Source organism: Streptomyces alboflavus, from assembly GCF_000716675.1.
Taxonomy (GTDB): Bacteria; Actinomycetota; Actinomycetes; order Streptomycetales; family Streptomycetaceae; genus Streptomyces; species Streptomyces alboflavus.
On sequence record NZ_JNXT01000003.1, the window covers coordinates 41,015 to 60,450 of the forward strand.

At 73.5% G+C, this 19,436-nt stretch carries 1 protein-coding gene; it reads left to right on the plus strand.

From position 1 onward, the window contains the following. The first annotated feature begins 6 nt into the window (after positions 1-6). Positions 7-19,401, plus strand: a complete 19,395-nt coding sequence (locus tag OO63_RS03155; protein ID WP_051810491.1) for a type I polyketide synthase — start codon at positions 7-9, stop codon at positions 19,399-19,401. The last annotated feature ends 35 nt before the right edge of the window (positions 19,402-19,436 follow it).

Here is a 19,436-nt window from a genome sequence, read left to right on the forward strand (position 1 = left end):
AAGCACATGTCGAACGACGACAAGGTCCTCGACTACCTGAAGCGCGTCACCACGGATCTGCGGCAGACCAAGCAACGGCTGCGCGAGGTCGAGGAGAAGGCCGCCGAGCCGATCGCGATCGTCGGCATGAGCTGCCGGTTCCCCGGCGGCGTCGAGTCGCCCGAGGACCTGTGGCGTCTGGTCGAGTCCGGCACGGACGCGGTGTCGGACTTCCCGACCGACCGCGGCTGGGACGTGGAGTCCCTCTACGACCCGGACCCCGACCGCTCCGGCACCACCTACAGCCGCAAGGGCGCCTTCCTTGACCGCGCCGCGGACTTCGACTCCGGCTTCTTCGGGATCTCGCCGCGCGAGGCCCTCGCCATGGACCCGCAGCAGCGGCTGCTCCTGGAGACCGCGTGGGAGGCGTTCGAGCGGGCGGGCATCGACCCGCAGTCGCTGCGCGGCAGCCGGTCGGGTGTGTTCGTCGGCACCAACGGCCAGGACTACGCCGCCCTGTTGATGGCCGCGATGGAGACCGTCGAGGGCTACGCGGGCACCGGCATCTCGGCGAGCGTCATCTCAGGACGCCTCTCGTACACGTTCGGCCTCGAGGGCCCGGCCGTCACCGTGGACACGGCCTGCTCGTCCTCGCTGGTCGCCCTGCACCTCGCGGCGCAGGCCCTGCACAAGGGCGAGTGCGACATGGCGCTCGTCGGCGGCGTGACGGTGATGTCGACACCCGGCTCCTTCGTGGAGTTCAGCCGTCAGCGCGGCCTCTCCGTGGACGGCCGGTGCAAGGCGTTCGCCGAGGCCGCCGACGGCACCGGCTGGGGCGAGGGCGCCGGCATGCTCCTCGTCGAGCGCCTGTCGGACGCCCAGCGGCGCGGCCACAAGATCCTCGCGGTCGTGCGTGGCTCCGCGGTCAACCAGGACGGCGCGTCCAACGGCCTCACCGCCCCCAACGGCCCCTCGCAGCAGCGCGTCATCCGCCAGGCCCTGGAGAGCGCGGGCCTCGCCCCGACCGACGTCGACGCCGTGGAGGCGCACGGCACCGGCACCACCCTGGGCGACCCGATCGAGGCCCAGGCACTCCTCGCCACCTACGGCCAGGGCCGCAGCGCCGAGCCGCTGTGGCTCGGCTCCGTGAAGTCCAACGTCGGCCACACCCAGGCCGCCGCCGGTGTCGCGGGCGTGATCAAGATGGTCATGGCGATGCGCCATGGCGTACTGCCGCAGACGCTGCACGTGGACCGGCCCTCGACGCACGTCGACTGGTCGGCGGGCGGCGTCGAACTCCTCACGGAGGCCCGGCCGTGGCCGGAGACCGGCCACCTGCGCCGCGCCGGTGTGTCGTCCTTCGGCGTGAGCGGCACCAACGCGCACGCCATCATCGAGCAGGCTCCCGCCGTCGAGCAGGAGGAGGCCCAGGAGCCGGTACGCGACGGCCTGGTGCCCTGGGTCCTCTCGGCCCGGAGCCCCGAGGCGCTGCGCGTCCAGGCCGAGCGGCTCCGCTCCCACGTCGCCGGCCTCCACCCCCAGGACGTCGGCTTCTCGCTCGCCACCACACGGGCGGCGCTGGAACACCGTGCCGTCGTCGTCGCGGACGACCACGGGTCCCGCCTGACCGCCCTGACGGCACTGGCCGAGGGCAGGCAGACCCCGGGCCTGGTGACGGGCACCACCGGCAGCGGCCTGCTGGGCTTCCTGTTCTCGGGTCAGGGCTCGCAGCGCCTCGGCGCGGGGCGTGAACTCGCGTCCCGTTTCCCGGTGTTCGCCGAAGCCCTGGACGAGGTCCTCGCGGCGTTCGACCCGTCGGTACGTGGCGTGCTGTTCGGCGAGGACGCCGACGCCCTGAACGAGACCGGGGTGACGCAGCCCGCGCTCTTCGCCGTCGAGGTCGCGCTGTTCCGCCTCCTTGAGTCCTGGGGTGTGCGCCCCGACCTGCTGGCCGGTCACTCCATCGGTGAGCTGGCGGCCGCGCACGTGGCTGGTGTCTGGTCGTTGGCGGATGCCGTGAAGGTGGTGTCGGCGCGTGGTGCGTTGATGCAGGCGCTGCCGTCCGGTGGTGCGATGGTGGCGATTCAGGCGTCCGAGGCTGAGGTGATTGATGAGGGCTTGCCGGAGACGGTGGGTATTGCGGCGGTTAATGGTCCTCACTCGGTGGTCGTCTCCGGTGTGGCCGCCGACGTGGAGGCGGTGGCGGAGCGCTGGCGCGGGGCTGGCCGTAAGGCGACCCGCCTGAAGGTGAGTCACGCGTTCCACTCACCGCTCATGGACCCGATGCTGGACGACTTCCGCGCGGTCCTTGAGGGCGTCTCGTTCGCGGAGCCGTCGCTCCCCATCGTGTCGACGCTCACCGGTCGGCCGGCCACGGCTGAGGAGCTGGCGTCCCCGGACTACTGGGTGCGGCACGTGCGTGAGTCCGTGCGCTTCGCCGACGCCGTCGTGACGCTGCGCGAGCAGGGTGTCGACGCGTTCGTGGAGGTCGGCCCCGGCGGCACGCTGTGCGCTCTCGGCCTGGGCAGTGCGCCCGAGGCGGTGTTCCTGCCCGCGCTGCGTACGGACCGGCCCGAGGAGAACGCGTTCCTCACCACGGTCGCCGCGCTGCACACGCACGGCGTGGCGGTCGACTGGACCGCTTGCTTCCACGGCAGCGGCGCCCGGCAGGTCGAGCTGCCGACGTACGCGTTCCAGCGCGAGCGCTTCTGGCTCGACGTGCCCGCCGACGCGCGCACCGAGCGCATGTCGCCGGTGGAGGCGCGGTTCTGGGAGGCCATCGCGGAGGGCGACCTCGCCGACCTGGCCCGCATGCTGAACGTGTCGTCGGACGACCCGCTGAGCGACGTGCTGCCCATGCTGTCCGCCTGGCGCACGGAGCAGCAGGGGCGGGCCACCGTGGACGGCTGGCGCTACCGGATCGACTGGAGCCCGGTAACCGCCGCGAGCCGTCAACTGGACGGTGCCTGGCTGGTCGTTGCGCCGATGGGCGAGGACCGTGCGGAGTGGGTGCGTGCGGCGCTTGCCCGGGGCGGAGCGGACGTCCACACCCTGGACGTGGACCCGGAGGCGGTCGACTGGGCGGAGCAGTTGAGCGAACTGCCCGCGCTCGGCGGCGTCGTCTCGCTGCTCGGGCTTGCGGACAGTGGCGATTCGGCGGTGCCCACGGGTGTCGCGGCCACGATCGGTCTGTTACGCGCCCTGGGTGACGCGGACGTGTCCGCGCCGTTGTGGTGCCTCACGTCCGGTGCGGTCGCGGCGGCCGACGGCGACGCGGTCGCCGGGTTCGAGCAGTCGTTGGTATGGGGTCTCGGCCGGGTGGCCGCGCTGGAGCAGCCGGGCCGCTGGGGTGGTCTGGTGGACCTGCCCGCGGCGCCCGACGAGGCGACCGGTGACCTCCTGGCCGCGGTGCTCGCCGGTACGGGGGGCGAGGACCAGGTCGCGCTGCGCGGCGAGGGGATACTCGGCCGCAGGCTGGCGCCCGCGCCGCTCGGCGGTGCCGCGCCCGAGGGCTGGTCGCCGCGCGGGACGGTCCTGGTGAGCGGCGGCACCGGCGCGCTCGGCGCGCACGTCGCCCGGTGGCTGGTGGCGAAGGGCGCCGAGCACCTGCTCCTCACGAGCAGGCGCGGCGCCGCGGCCGAAGGCGCCGAGGAACTGCGTGCGGAGCTGACCACGCTCGGGGCGCGCGTCACCATCGCGGCCTGCGACGCCGCCGACCGGGACGCGCTGGCCGACGTAATCGCCTCCGTGCCCGCCGAGTTCCCGCTCACCGCCGTCGTGCACGCGGCCGGCATCGAGCGCACGGCTCCGCTCGCGGAGCTGGACGAGGACGACCTGGCCGGTGTGCTTGCGGCGAAGGTCGACGGTGCGCGGAACCTGCACGAGCTCCTGGGCGACACGCCGTTGGACGCGTTCGTGCTGTTCTCGTCCATCGCCGGTGTGTGGGGGAGCGGTGCGCAGGGCGCGTACGCGGCTGCCAACGCCTACCTCGACGCCCTGGCCGAGCACCGCAGGGCAGCGGGCCTGCCCGCCACCGCCGTCGCCTGGGGTCCGTGGGCCGACGGCGGCATGGTCGCCAACTCCGGTGCGGACTCGGCGGCACAGCTGCGCCGCCGGGGCCTGAACTCGATGGCTCCCGTCGTGGCGATCGCCGGTCTGGCCACGGCCTTGGAGCGCGGTGACGGGAACGTCGTCGTCGCCGACATGGACTGGGAGCGGTTCGCGGGCACCTTCATGGCGCAGCGCCCGAGCCCGTTGCTGAGTGAACTCCCCGACGTGCAGGCCGCGTTCGCCACCGCCCCGGCCGAGCAGGGCACGTCGGCGCTCGCGCGGCGTCTGGCCGGTCTGGACGAGGCGGAGCAGGAGCGGCAGCTCACCGAGCTGGTGCGGTACGAGGCCGCCGCCGTCCTCGGCCATGTGTCCGGGGACGCGTTCTCGGCGACCCGTGCCTTCCGTGACCTGGGCTTCGACTCGCTGACGGCCGTCGAACTGCGCGCCCGCCTCACCGAGGCGACAGGTCTCGCCCTGCCCGCGACCCTGGTCTTCGACTACCCGACGGCCGCCGTCCTGGCCGCCTACCTGCGTACCGAACTGTCCGGTGCGGACATCGCGGCCGCTCCGGTCGCCGCCGCCTCCGTCGCGGCCGACGACCCGATCGCGATCGTCGGCATGAGCTGCCGGTTCCCCGGGGGTGTGGCCAGCCCGGAGGACCTGTGGCAGCTGCTCCTCTCCGGCGGCGACGCGGTCACGGAGTTCCCTGCCGATCGTGGCTGGGACGTGGAGGCCTTGTACGACCCTGACCCGGACGCGGTCGGGACCACCTATCTGAAGTCGGGCGCGTTCCTGTCGGACGTGAGCGGCTTCGACGCGGGGTTCTTCGGCATCTCGCCGCGCGAGGCCTTGGCGATGGACCCGCAGCAGCGGCTCCTCCTCGAAACCTCCTGGGAGGTCTTCGAGCGTGCCGGAATCGACCCGGCGTCGCTGCGCGGCGAGAGCGTCGGCGTGTTCGTGGGCTCGAACATGCATGACTACGCGTACGTCCTCGGCGGCGCCGCCGAGGACACCGGCGGCTACGCGGCGACCGGCAACGCGTCCAGCGTCGCCTCCGGCCGTCTGTCCTACACGTACGGCTTCGAGGGCCCGGCTGTCACCGTCGACACGGCCTGCTCGTCCTCGCTGGTCGCCCTGCACCTGGCCATCCAGGCCCTGCGGTCGGGCGAGTGCTCACTGGCCCTCGCGGGCGGCGTGACCGTGATGGCGACGCCGGGCTCGTTCATCGAGTTCAGCCGCCAGCGCGGCCTTTCGCAGGACGGCCGCTGCAAGGCCTTCGCGGCGGCCGCCGACGGCACGGGCTGGGGCGAGGGCGTCGGCATGCTCTTCGTCGAGCGTCTCTCGGACGCCCAGCGCAACGGGCACCCCGTCCTCGCGGTCGTGCGCGGCTCCGCGGTCAACCAGGACGGTGCGTCCAACGGCCTCACCGCCCCGAACGGCCCCTCGCAGCAGCGCGTCATCCGCCAGGCCCTGGCGAGTTCCGGCCTGGCCGCCGCCGACGTGGACGCCGTGGAGGCACACGGCACGGGCACGACCCTCGGCGACCCGATCGAGGCCCAGGCGCTCCTCGCCACCTACGGCCAGAACCGTGCCGACGAGCGGCCGCTGTGGCTCGGCTCTGTGAAGTCGAACATCGGCCACACGCAGGCCGCCGCGGGCGTCGCGGGCATCATCAAGATGGTCATGGCGATGCGGCACGGCGTGCTGCCCCGGACGCTGCACGTGGACGAGCCGTCGCCGCACGTCGACTGGTCCGCGGGCGCGGTGGAACTCCTCGCGGAGACCCGCTCGTGGCCCGCCGTCGACCGGCCCTGGCGTGCCGGTGTGTCGTCCTTCGGGTTCAGCGGCACCAACGCGCACGTCATCGTCGAGCAGCCCCCCGCCGTGGCGCCCGAGGAAGCTCAGGAGCCGGTGGCCGACGGGCCTCTTCCGTGGGTGCTCTCGGCACGCGGCGAGGACGCCCTGCGCGGGCAGGCCGAGCGCCTCACGTCCCTTGTCGACGAGCACACGCTCGCCGACGTCGGCTACTCGCTCGCCACGACGCGGTCGGCCCTGGATCACCGTGCGGTGGTCGTCGCCGGTGACCGGGACGAGTTCCTGACGGCTCTGGCGGCGGTGGCCGATGGCAAGTCGAGCGGTGCCGTGGTCGCGGGTGTCGCCGCTGAGCCCGGCCGGGTGGGTTTCCTGTTCTCGGGGCAGGGGTCGCAGCGGCTCGGCATGGGGCGTGAACTGGCGGAGCGTTTCCCGGTGTTCGCGGAGGCGCTGGACGCTGTCCTCGGTGAGTTCGACCCGTCGGTACGTGGCGTGCTGTTCGGCGAGGACGCCGACGCCCTGAACGAGACCGGGGTGACGCAGCCCGCGCTGTTCGCGGTCGAGGTGGCGTTGTTCCGTCTCCTTGAGTCGTGGGGTGTGCGCCCCGACCTGCTGGCGGGCCACTCCATCGGTGAGCTGGCGGCCGCGCACGTGGCTGGTGTGTGGTCGTTGGCGGATGCCGTGAAGGTGGTGTCGGCGCGTGGTGCGTTGATGCAGGCGCTGCCCGAGGGCGGCGCCATGGTCGCCATCCAGGCGTCCGAGGCTGAGGTCACTGATGAGGGCTTGCCGCAGACGGTGGGTATCGCGGCGGTTAATGGTCCTCACTCAGTCGTCGTCTCTGGTGTGGCCGCTGACGTGGAGGCGGTGGCGGAGCGTTGGCGTGCGGAGGGCCGTAAGGCGACCCGTCTGAAGGTGAGCCATGCGTTCCACTCGCCGTTGATGGACCCGATGCTGGATGACTTCCGCACGGTCCTTCAGGGCGTGTCGTACGGAGAGCCGTCGCTCCCGATCGTGTCGACGCTGACCGGACAGCTCGCCACGGCCGAGGAGCTGGCCTCTGCGGACTACTGGGTGCGGCACGTGCGCGAGGCCGTGCGCTTCGCCGACGCCGTGGGCGCTCTGGCCGCCGAGGGAGTGGCGACGTTCGTCGAGGTCGGCCCCGGCGGGGCGCTGTCGGCGCTGGGCCAGGAGTCCGCCCCGGACGCGGTCTTCGTACCCCTGCTGCGTGCTGATCGGCCGGAAGCGACCGCCGCCACCACGGCGGCCGGACAGCTGCACGTGCGTGGTGTCCAGGTCGAGTGGGCGGCGTTCTTCGCAGGGCGCGGCGCGCGCCGCGTGGCGCTGCCGACGTACGCCTTCCAGCACGAGCGCTACTGGCCCGAGGCGTCGGCGCTGACGGGCGACGTCACCGCGGCCGGACTCGGTTCGGCGGAACACCCGCTGCTGGGCGCGGCTGTTGCTGTGGGCGGCACGGACGGTGTGCTGCTGACGGGTCGGCTCTCGGTTCGGACGCATCCGTGGCTGGGTGAGTACGTCGTCCAGGGTGCGGCGTCGCTGCCCGGTGCGGCGTTCGTCGAGCTGGCGGTGCGCGCCGGGGACCAGGTCGGGTGCGATCTGGTGGAGGAGCTGACTCTTGAGGCGCCGCTCGTCCTGCCTTCGGACGGCTCGGTGCGCGTGCAGGTGTGGGTCGGTGCGTCGGACGAGGCGGGCAGGCGTGAGCTGACGTTCTACTCCAGTGCGGGTGACGTCGAGGACGGACGGTCCTGGACCCGGCATGCCGTCGGTGTGCTGCGCGAGGGCGGCCGCGCCGAGGGGGTCTCCCTGGAGGTGTGGCCTCCTGCGGGATCCGAGGTCGTGGACCTGGAGGGGTTCTACGACGAGCGGGCTGACGCCGGGTTCGGCTACGGGCCGGTGTTCCAGGGCCTGACGGCCGCGTGGCGCAAGGACGGCGAGGTGTACGCCGAGGTCGCGCTGCCCGACGGCGTGAAGCCGGACGGCTTCGGGCTGCACCCGGCGCTGCTCGACGCGACACTGCACACCGTCGGCCTCACGGACAGCGAGGACGCCGACGACAGGCTGCCGTTCGTGTGGTCGGGTGTGCGGCTGCACGCCTCCGGCGCGACGGCGCTGCGGGTGCGCCTCGCCCCCGCCGGAGCGGACGCGGTGACGCTGACGCTCGCCGACGGCGCGGGCGCCCCCGTCGCGACGGTGGACTCCCTCGTCCTGCGTCCCGTGACGGAGACGCTGTCGAGGCACGACGCGGAGTCGCTGTTCGGCGAATCGCTGTTCGGCGTCGACTGGGTGCCCGTGCCCCTGTCCGACGGCGACGCCCCGACGGCCGAACGGGCCGACCTGGAAGCGCTCACCGAGTCGCTGCCCATGGAACTGCCCGGCTTCGTGGTCCTGTCCTGCCCCGACACCTCGGCGTCCGACCCGGCCGTCGGCGCGCACGACGCCGCGCACTGGGCGCTGACCACGGTCCAGGACTGGCTGGCCGACGAGCGCTCCGACACGGCCCGCCTGACCGTCGTGACCAGGGGTGCCGTCGCCACCTCGGCCGACGAGGCGGTACAGGACGTCGCGCAGGCCGCCGTGTGGGGCCTGGTGCGGTCCGCCCAGTCGGAGAACCCCGACCGGATCGTCCTGGTCGACCTCGACGACGAGACGGCCTCGCTGGACGCGCTGCCGTCCGCGCTCGCCACCGGCGAGCCGCAGTTGGCGCTCCGCTCGGGCACCGCACGCGCCCCGCGCCTGGCCAGGGTCAGCCCGTCCGTGGTGGACGACCCCGGCTTCGGGTCGGGCGCGGTGCTGGTCACCGGTGCCACGGGCACCCTGGGCGGCCTCGTCGCCCGGCACCTGGTCGCCGAGCGCGGCGTACGCGATCTGCTCCTGGTGAGCAGGCGCGGCGCCGCCGCCGAAGGCGCCGAGGAACTGCGGGCCGAACTGGCCGCGCAGGGCGCCGAAGTGGTGCTCGCCGCCTGCGACGTGGCCGACCGCGAGGCTGTCGCCGCGCTGCTGGCCGAGCACGACGTCTCTGCGGTCGTCCACACCGCGGGCGTCCTCGACGACGGCGTGATCAGCTCGCTCACCCCGGAACGTATCGACACCGTCTTCCACCCGAAGGTCGACGCGGCCTGGCACCTGCACGACCTGACCCGCGACCTGGACCTGTCCGCGTTCGTCCTGTTCTCCTCGGTCTCGGGCACGCTGGGCGCCCCCGGCCAGGGCAACTACGCCGCGGCGAACGCGTTCCTCGACGCGCTCGCGCAGCACCGCCGCGCGGCCGGGCTGCCCGCCACCTCGCTGGCCTGGGGCCTGTGGGCCGAGGCCAGCGGCATGACCGGCGACCTCGGCGCGGCCGACATGAAGCGGATGGGCCGGGGCGGCCTGCTCCCGCTCCGCACGGCCGAGGGCCTCGCCCTGTTCGACGCGGCGGGCTCGACCGGCCGCGCCGCGCTCGTGCCGGTGCCCCTGGACCTGGCCGTGCTGCGCCGCGAGGCCCGCACCCGCCCCGTTCCGCACCTCCTGCGCGGCCTGGTGCGCGGTACCGCGCGCAGGACCGCCGAGTCCGGCCCCGGCGCGAGTTCGGCGCTGGCCCGCTCGCTCGCCGGCCTGAGTCTCGCGGACCGCGAGAAGGCACTCCTCGACCTGGTGCTCGGCCACGTGGCCGTGGTGCTCGGCCACAGCTCGGCGGGCGCCGTCGCACCCGGCCGCGCGTTCAAGGACCTCGGCTTCGACTCGCTCAGCTCCGTCGAACTGCGCAACCACCTCAACGCGGCGACCGAACTGGCCCTGCCCGCCACCCTCGTCTTCGACTACCCGACGCCCGCGGCGCTCGCCGCACACCTCGGCGCCGAACTCGCGGGCGTCACCGTGGTCGAGACGGTCACCGGCACGGCCATGGCCACGACCGACGAGCCGATCGCGATCGTCGGCATGAGCTGCCGCTTCCCCGGCGGCGTCGAGTCACCCGAGGACCTGTGGCGGCTCGTCGAGTCCGGTGCGGACGCGCTGTCCGGCTTCCCCACCGACCGCGGCTGGGACGTGGAGTCCCTCTACGACCCGGACCCCGACCACGCGGGCACGACCTACGCGCGTGAAGGCGGATTCCTGCACAACGTCGGGGAGTTCGACGCGGACTTCTTCGGGATATCGCCGCGCGAGGCCTTGGCGATGGACCCGCAGCAGCGGCTGCTCCTGGAGACGTCCTGGGAGGCGTTCGAGCGGGCCGGGATCGACCCGCACGCGGTGCGCGGCAGCCGCTCGGGCGTGTTCGTCGGCACCAACGGCCAGGACTACGCGGCGCTGTTGATGGCCGCGCGGGAGAGCGCCGAAGGGTACGCGGGCACGGGCAGCGCGGCGAGCGTCATCTCGGGCCGCCTCTCGTACACATTCGGCCTCGAAGGCCCGGCCGTCACCGTGGACACCGCGTGCTCCTCGTCGCTGGTCGCCCTGCACCTCGCGGGCCAGGCGCTGAACAAGGGCGAGTGCGATCTCGCTCTGGTCGGCGGTGTGACGGTGATGTCGACGCCGGGTGCGTTCATCGAGTTCAGCCGCCAGCGCGGGCTCGCGGAGGACGGCCGGTGCAAGGCGTTCGCCGAGGGCGCGGACGGCACCGGCTGGGGCGAGGGCGTCGGCATGCTCCTCGTGGAGCGGCTGTCGGACGCCCGCCGCAACGGCCACAAGGTCCTCGCCGTCGTACGGGGTTCGGCGGTCAATCAGGACGGCGCGTCCAACGGCCTCACCGCCCCGAACGGCCCCTCCCAGCAGCGCGTGATCCGCCAGGCGCTCGCGAGCGCCGGCCTGGCACCGTCCGACGTGGACGCCGTCGAGGCGCACGGCACCGGCACGAAGCTCGGCGACCCGATCGAGGCGCAGGCGCTGCTCGCCACGTACGGGCAGAACCGTGCGGGTGACCCGCTGTGGCTCGGCTCGGTGAAGTCGAACGTCGGCCACACGCAGGCCGCCGCCGGTGTGGCCGGTGTGATCAAGATGGTCATGGCGATGCGTCAGGGTGTGCTCCCGCGCACGCTGCACGTGGACGCGCCGTCGTCGCACGTCGACTGGTCGGCGGGCGCCGTCAAGCTCCTCACGGAGACCCAGCCGTGGCCGGAGACCGGCCATCTGCGCCGGGCCGGTGTGTCGTCGTTCGGCGTGAGCGGCACCAACGCCCACGCCATCATCGAACAGGCCCCGGTGGGGGAGGAGCCTGCCGCAGACGCGGCGCCGGTGCCCGACGGCATCGCGCCGTGGGTCCTCTCGGCCCGGAGCGCCGAAGCGCTGCGGGCGCAGGCCGCGCGGCTGAAGTCCCTCGTGGACTCGGCCCCCGAGCTGACCGTGCCGGACGTGGGGCGTGCCCTGGTGTCGTCGCGGGCGGTCCTCGAGCACCGTGCGGTGGTCGTCGGCGGTGAGCGGGACGAGTTCCTGACGGCTCTGGCGGCGGTGGCCGAGCTGAACGAGACGGGGGTGACGCAGCCTGCGCTGTTCGCGGTCGAGGTGGCGCTGTTCAGGTTGCTGGAGTCGTGGGGTGTCCGTCCGGATGTGCTGGCCGGTCACTCGATCGGTGAGCTGGCTGCGGCGCATGTGGCTGGTGTGTGGTCGCTGTCGGATGCGGTGAAGGTGGTGTCGGCGCGGGGTGCGTTGATGCAGGCGCTGCCGTCCGGTGGTGCGATGGTCGCGATCCAGGCGTCCGAGGCGGAGGTCGCTGATGAGGGCTTGCCGGAGACGGTGGGTATTGCGGCGGTTAATGGTTCTCACTCAGTTGTCGTCTCCGGTGTGGCCGCCGATGTCGAGGCGGTTGCCGAGCGTTGGCGTGCGGAGGACCGTAAGGCGACCCGCCTGAAGGTGAGCCATGCGTTCCACTCGCCGTTGATGGATCCGATGCTGGACGACTTCCGCGCGGTCCTCGAGGGCGTGTCGTACGGAGAGCCGTCGCTCCCTATCGTGTCGACGCTGACCGGTGCCCGGGCGTCTGCCGAGGAGTTGGCCTCGCCCGAGTACTGGGTGCGGCACGTCCGTGAGGCGGTGCGGTTCGCCGACGCCGTGAGCGCTCTGGCCGCCGAGGGTGTGGCGATGTTCGTCGAGGTGGGCCCCGGTGGGGCGCTGTCGGCGCTTGGCCAGGAGTCCGCCCCGGACGCGGTCTTCGTACCGATGCTGCGCGGCGACCGCCCCGAGGACGTCGCCGCCACGACCGCCGCCGGACAACTGCACGTGCGCGGCGTCCAGGTCGCCTGGGAGGCGTTCTTCGACGGCAGTGGCACGCGCCGCGTCGACCTGCCGACGTACGCCTTCCAGCGCGAGTACTACTGGCTGGACGCCTCGTACTCGACCGGCGACGCCGCGGCGATCGGCCTCGGCTCGGCGGAACACCCCTTGCTGGGGGCGGCTGTTGCCGTCGGCGGCACGGACGGTGTGCTCCTGACCGGGCGGGTCTCGGTCCAGACGCACCCGTGGCTGGCCCAGTACGTGGTCCATGGCTCGGCACTGCTGCCGGGCGCCGCGGTCGCCGAGCTGGCGGTGCGCGCCGGGGACCAGGTCGGCTGCGGCCTGGTCGAGGAGCTGACGCTCGAAGCGCCGCTCGTCCTGACCGAGTCCGGCTCGGTGCGGATGCAGGTGTGGGTCGGCGCGTCGGACGAGTCGGGTCGGCGCGAGCTGACGTTCTACTCCAGCGAGGGTGATGTCGAGGACGGTCGTGCGTGGACCCGGCACGCGGTCGGTGTGCTGCGCGAGGGCGGCCGCGCCGAGGGGGTTTCCCTGGAGGTGTGGCCTCCCGCGGGGGCCGAGGTCGTGGACCTGGACGGCTTCTACGACGAGCGGGCTGACGCCGGGTTCGGCTACGGCCCGGTGTTCCAGGGCCTGAAGGCCGCCTGGCGCAAGGACGGCGAGGTGTTCGCCGAGGTCGCGCTGCCCGACGGCGTGAAGGCGGACGGCTTCGGGCTGCACCCGGCGCTGCTCGACGCGGCCCTGCACGCCATCGGCCTCACCGACGGCACGGACCCCGACCAGCTGCCGTTCTCGTGGTGGGGCATGCGCCTGCACGCCTCGGGCGCGACCGTGCTGCGGGTGCGCCTCACGCCCACGGACACGGCGGACGGCGTGACACTGGTGATCGCGGACGGGGCGGGCGCCCCGGTGGCCACGATCGACTCGCTGATGCTGCGCCCGGTCCAGGCCGACCAGCTCGCCCGCGACGAGCGCGGCGACGCACTCTTCGGCGTCGACTGGACATCCGCCCCGCTGCCCGACGGCGAGGCACCGACGACCCGGCGGACCGACCTGTCCGACCTGGAGGAACTGGCCGGGGCGACGGAACTCCCCGACTTCGCCGTCCTGTCGTGCCCGACCGCCTCCACGCCCGACCCCGTCGCCGCCGCGCACGAAGCGGCGCACTGGGCCCTGACCACGGTCCAGGCCTGGCTGTCCGACGAGCGTTTCGAGGCGGCCCGCCTGGTCGTCGTGACCAAGGGCGCGGTCGCCACCACGGACGACGAGGACGTACGGAACGTCGCCGACGCCGCCGTGTGGGGCCTGGTGCGCACGGCCCAGTCGGAGAACCCGGACCGGATCGTCCTGGTCGACCTCGACGAGGAGGCGGCCTCGCTCGACGCGCTGCCCGCCGCACTCGCCACCGGCGAACCCCAACTCGCCCTCCGGTCCGGCGACATCCGCGTCCCACGCCTCACCAGGGTCAGCCCCTCCGTGGTGGACGACCCGGGCTTCGGCTCCGGCGCGGTGCTGGTCACCGGCGCCACCGGCACGCTGGGCGGCCTCGTCGCCCGGCACCTGGTCACGGAGCGCGGCGTACGCGACCTGCTGCTCGTGAGCAGGCGTGGCGCCGCCGCCGAGGGCGCCGAGGACCTGCGTACCGAACTGGTCGCGCTGGGCGCCGAAGTGACGTACGCGGCCTGTGACGTCTCCGACCGCGACGCCGTCGCGGCGCTCCTGGCCGAGCACCCTGTGACCGCCGTCGTCCACACCGCCGGTGTCCTCGACGACGGCACGATCGGCTCGCTCACCCCGGAACGGATCGACACCGTCTTCCGGCCCAAGGCCGACGCGGCCTGGCACCTGCACGAGCTGACCCGCGACCTGGACCTGTCGGCGTTCGTGCTGTTCTCGTCCGTCGCCGGCGTGTTCGGCGGCCCGGGGCAGGGCAACTACGCGGCGGCGAACGCGTTCCTGGATGCCCTCGCGCAGCACCGCCGCGCGGCCGGGCTGCCCGCGACCTCCCTGGCCTGGGGCCTGTGGGCGGACGCGAGCGGCATGAGCGGACAGCTCGACGAGGCCGACGTGAAGCGGATGAGCAGGGGCGGTGTCATCCCGCTCCGCTCGGCCCAGGGTCTGGCGCTGTTCGACGCGGCGGGCACCACAGGCCGCGCCGTCCTCGCGCCGGTCCCGCTCGACCTGCCCGCCCTGCACCGGCAGGCACGCACCAACCCCGTACCGCACCTGCTGCGCGGCCTGGTGCGCACCGCCGCGCGCAGGACCGCCGAGTCCGGTGCCGCCGCCGGATCCGCGCTGGCCCGGTCGCTGGCAGGGCTGACGGGGGCCGAGCGGGAGAAGGCGCTCCTCGACGTGGTCCTGGAGCACGTGGCCGTGGTCCTCGGCCACGGCTCGGCGCACACTATCGTGCCCGACCGCGCGTTCAAGGAGCTGGGCTTCGACTCGCTCACCGCCGTCGAACTGCGCAACCGCCTCGGCGCCGCCACCGAGCTGCGCCTGTCCGCGACCCTGGTCTTCGACCACCCGAGCCCCGCGGCCCTCGCCGCGCACCTCGGCACCGAACTCACCGGCGCTCCCGCCGTCGTGACGGCCACCCGCACGGTGGCATCGGTGAGCGACGACCCGATCGCGATCGTCGCCATGAGCTGCCGCTTCCCCGGCGGCGTCAACTCGCCCGAGGACCTGTGGCGGCTCGTCCACGACGGCGTCGACGCCGTCGGCGAGTTCCCCGGGAACCGCGGCTGGGACCTGGCGAACGTGTACAACCCCGACCCGGACCACGCGGGCACCTCGTACGCACGGGAAGGAGCCTTCCTGTACGACGCGGACCAGTTCGACCCGACGTTCTTCGGGATATCGCCCCGCGAGGCCCTCGCCATGGACCCGCAGCAGCGCCTCCTCCTGGAGACGTCATGGGAGGCGTTCGAGCGCGCCGGGATCGACCCGAGCGCGGTGCGGGGGCGCGACATCGGCGTCTTCACCGGCTCGAACGTGCAGGACTACACCCTGCTTCTCGCGAACAGCGACGAGACCGTCGAAGGGTTCATCGGCACGGGCAATGCGGCCAGTGTCGTCTCCGGGCGCGTCGCCTACGCCTTCGGGCTCGAAGGACCCGCGGTCACGGTCGACACCGCCTGCTCCTCCTCGCTCGTCGCGCTGCACATGGCGGTGCAGGCGCTGCGCACCGGCGACTGCTCGATGGCGCTCGCGGGCGGCGTGACGGTGATGTCGACGCCGGGCTCGTTCATCGAGTTCAGCCGCCAGCGGGGCCTGTCCACCGACGGCCGGTGCAGGCCGTTCTCGTCGGACGCCGACGGCACCGGCTGGGGCGAAGGCGTCGGCACGGTCGTCCTGGAACGGCTCTCCGACGCCCAGCGCAACGGGCACCAAGTGCTCGCGGTCGTCCGGGGATCCGCCATCAACCAGGACGGCGCGTCCAACGGCCTCACCGCCCCCAACGGCCCCTCGCAGCAGCGGGTCATCCGCCAGGCCCTCGCGAGCGCCGGACTCCGGGCGTCCGACGTGGACGCCGTCGAGGCCCACGGCACGGGTACGAAGCTCGGCGACCCCATCGAGGCCCAGGCGCTGCTCGCCACCTACGGACAGGACCGCGAGGGCGAGCCCCTGTGGCTCGGCTCGGTCAAGTCCAACATCGGGCACACGCAGGGCGCGGCCGGGGTCGCGGGCATCATCAAGATGGTCATGGCGATGCGGCACGGCGTGCTGCCCAAGACCCTGCACGTCGCCGAGCCCACGTCGGAAGTCGACTGGTCGACCGGTGACGTCGCGCTCCTCACCGAGGTGCACGACTGGCCGGACACCGACCGGCCGCGCCGGTTCGGCGTGTCGTCGTTCGGGTTCAGCGGCACCAACGCGCACGCCATCATCGAGCAGGCACCCGCCACCGAATCCACCGACCAGCGCGCCGAACCGGACACGTCCGTGGTGCCGCTGCTCGTCTCGGCCAAGGACGACGAGGCGCTGCGCGCGGGAGCCGACCGGCTGCGCGCCCACCTCGCGGCGCACCCCGACCTCGACCCGCGCGACGTCGCCGCGACGCTCGCCGTGTCGCGGTCGGCCTTCGACAGCCGCGCGGTCGTCGTCGGCCAGGACCGTGACGGACTGCTCGCCGGTCTCGCCGCGGTCGTCGAGGGACCCACGGCGGTCGCCCGGGGCGTCGAGTCGGCGCGGGTGGCGACGGGCGTCGCCGGACCTGCGGGCAAGGTGGCGTTCGTGTTCCCCGGCCAGGGCTCGCAGTGGCTGGGCATGGGGGCTGAGCTGGCTGAGTCGTCGCCGGTGTTCCGGGCGTCGATGGAGGCGTGTGCTGAGGCGCTGGCGCCGTATGTGGACTGGTCGCTGTGGGACGTGCTTGCTGATGCGGAAGCGCTGGAGCGGGTGGATGTCGTGCAGCCCGCGCTGTTCTCGGTGATGGTGTCGCTGGCGGCGCTGTGGCGTTCGTACGGTGTGGAGCCGGAGGCGGTCGTCGGGCACAGTCAGGGTGAGATCGCCGCCGCGCACGTCGCGGGCGCCCTTTCGCTCGCCGACGCCGCGAAGATCGCCGCGCTGCGGAGCAAGGCCATCCTCGCGTTGTCGGGTCAGGGCGGCATGGTGTCGCTCGCGGCGACGGTCGACGAGGCCCGCGCGTACATCGAGAAGTGGCACGGACGGATCTCGATCGCCGCGGTCAACGGCCCCGGCTCGGTGGTCGTGTCGGGTGACGCGGACGCCCTGGACGAGCTGGTCGAGGCCGGCGCCGCCGACGGCACCCGCGCCCGGCGCATCCCCGTCGACTACGCCTCCCACTCGGCGCATGTCGAGCGCCTCCAGGACGAACTGGCGGCCGTGCTCGCCGGAGTGGAAGCCCTGCCCGCGCGCGTACCGATGCTGTCCACGGTCACCGGGGAGTGGCTGACCGGCACCGAGGTGGGCGCGGACTACTGGTACCAGAACCTGCGGCACACCGTGCGCTTCGAGGAGGCCACCCGCGGCCTGATCGATCACGGCGTCGGCGCGTTCGTCGAGTGCAGCCCGCACCCCGTGCTGACCTTCGGGGTACGCGAGACGCTGGACGCGGCCGACACCCGGGCCGTCGTCGTGGGCACCCTGCGCCGCGACGACGGTGACATCGGCCGGTTCCTCGCCTCCGTCGCCGAGGCCTACGTGGCGGGCCTGCCCTTCGACTGGCACCAGCTGGTGCCCGAAGGACGGCACGTGGACCTGCCCACCTACGCCTTCCGGCGCGGGCGGATCTGGCCGAACATGGCCGCCGCGCCCACGGGCGACGACAGCAGCGGAACCGTCGACGCCCAGTTCTGGGCGGCCGTCGCCGACGGCGACCTCGGCGACCTCGCGGACGAACTCGACGTGTCCCTCGACGACCCGATCGGCACGGTCCTGCCCCGCCTCGCCTCGTGGCGGCAGGCACAGTCCGAGAACTCCGAGATCGACGGCTGGCGCTACCGCGTCAGCTGGCTGCCGGTGCCCGAGCCCGTCGCCGCCCTCAAGGGCACCTGGCTCGTGGTGAGCCGGGACGGCGCCGGTGAGGAATCCGTCGCCGCCGCGCTGAGCAGGCACGGCGCGCGCGTGGTGCCGATCCGGGCGGGCGAAGCAGTGGACCGGGACGCGCTCACGGCGCGGCTCGCCGTCGACGAACCCGTCGCGGGCGTCCTGTCGCTGTTCGCCCTCGATCCCGAACTGCCGTCGGGCGGCGTGTACGCGACGCTCGCCCTCGTCCAGGCACTCGGCGACGCCGAACTCGTCGCGCCGCTGTGGCACGCCACGCGCGGCGGCGTCATGGTCGGCCGCTCCGACACGGCCGTCAGCCCCGAACAGGCCATGGTCTGGGGCATGGGCCGCGTCGTCGGGCGCGAACAGCCCGAGCGCTGGGGCGGCCTCGTCGACCTGCCCGACTCCCTGGACGACCGCGCCGCCGCCCGCCTCGCCGGCATCCTGTCCGGCACCCGGGACGAGGACCAGGTCGCCATCAGGTCCGGCGGTGTGTTCGCCCGCAGGCTCGTGCAGGCACCCGTGGGACACCTCGGCGACTGGGACCCCACCGGCACCGTCCTCGTCACTGGCGGCACCGGCGGCATCGGCGCGCACGTCGCCAGGTGGCTCGTCGCGAAGGGCGCCGAACACCTGCTGCTCACCAGCAGGCGCGGACCTGACGCCGACGGCGCGGAGGAACTGCGCGCCGAACTGACCGCGCTCGGCGCCCAGGTGACGATCGCCGCCTGCGACGTCGCCGACCGGGACGCCCTGGCGGGGCTCCTCGCGTCGGTGCCGGAGGAGTTCCCGCTCACCGCCGTCATGCACACGGCAGGGGTCCTGGACGACGGCGTCCTCACCGCGCTCACCCCGGAGCGGCTCGCCACCGTGCTGCGGCCGAAGGTCGACGCCGCGGTCAACCTGGACGAGCTGACCCGGGACCTCGACCTGTCGGCGTTCGTGATGTTCTCCTCGATCTCCGGCACGTTCGGCGCGGTGGCCCAGGGCAGCTACGCGGCCGCCAACGCCTTCCTCGACGCCTTCGCCGAACGGCGCGTGGCCGAGGGCCGCGCCGCCACCTCGGTGGCGTGGGGGCCGTGGGGCGGCGGCGGCATGGTCGGCGAGCAGCTCGCCGACATCCTGCGCAGCAAGGGCACCGCCCCGTTCGAGCCCGAACTGGCCGTCGCGGCCCTCGACCGGGCCCTGCGCCAGGACGACCCGACGGTCCTCGTGGTGGCGGACATCGACTGGGACGTGTACGCGCCCACGCTCCCCGCGACGCTGCTGCGGGAGCTGCCCGCCGCGCGCCGGGCCCCGGCCCCCGCCGAGGCGGCGGCGCCGCTCGACCTGTCGGCCGAGCTCGCCGCCCTGCCCGCGCAGGACCGCGAGCGCGTGGTCCTCGACCTGGTGCGGGAGCAGGTCGCCGCCGTCCTCGGCTACGACAGCACCACGGCCGTCGAACCCGGCCGGGCGTTCAAGGACCTGGGCTTCGACTCGCTCACCGCCGTCGAGTTCCGCAACGTCTTCAACACGGCCACCGGGCTGAGCCTGCCCTCGACGCTCGTCTTCGACCATCCCACCCCGTCGGCGCTCGCCGCCCACGTGCTGGAAGAGATGCTCGGCATGGGCGAGCCCACCATCGACGCAGAACTGGACCGGCTCGAGGCCGCGCTGTCCGTCCTGACACCGGACCCCGAGCAGACCACCGCCGTGGGCGACCGCCTCCGCGCGCTCCTGGCCCGGTGGGACGAGGCGCACACCGCCACCGAACCCGCCAAGTCCGGACCCGACGCACGCACCGCCTCTGCGGACGAACTTCTCGCACTCCTTGACGAACAACTCGGTTCCTGAACCGTTGAACTCGCTTGAAAGGTCGCAACACATGT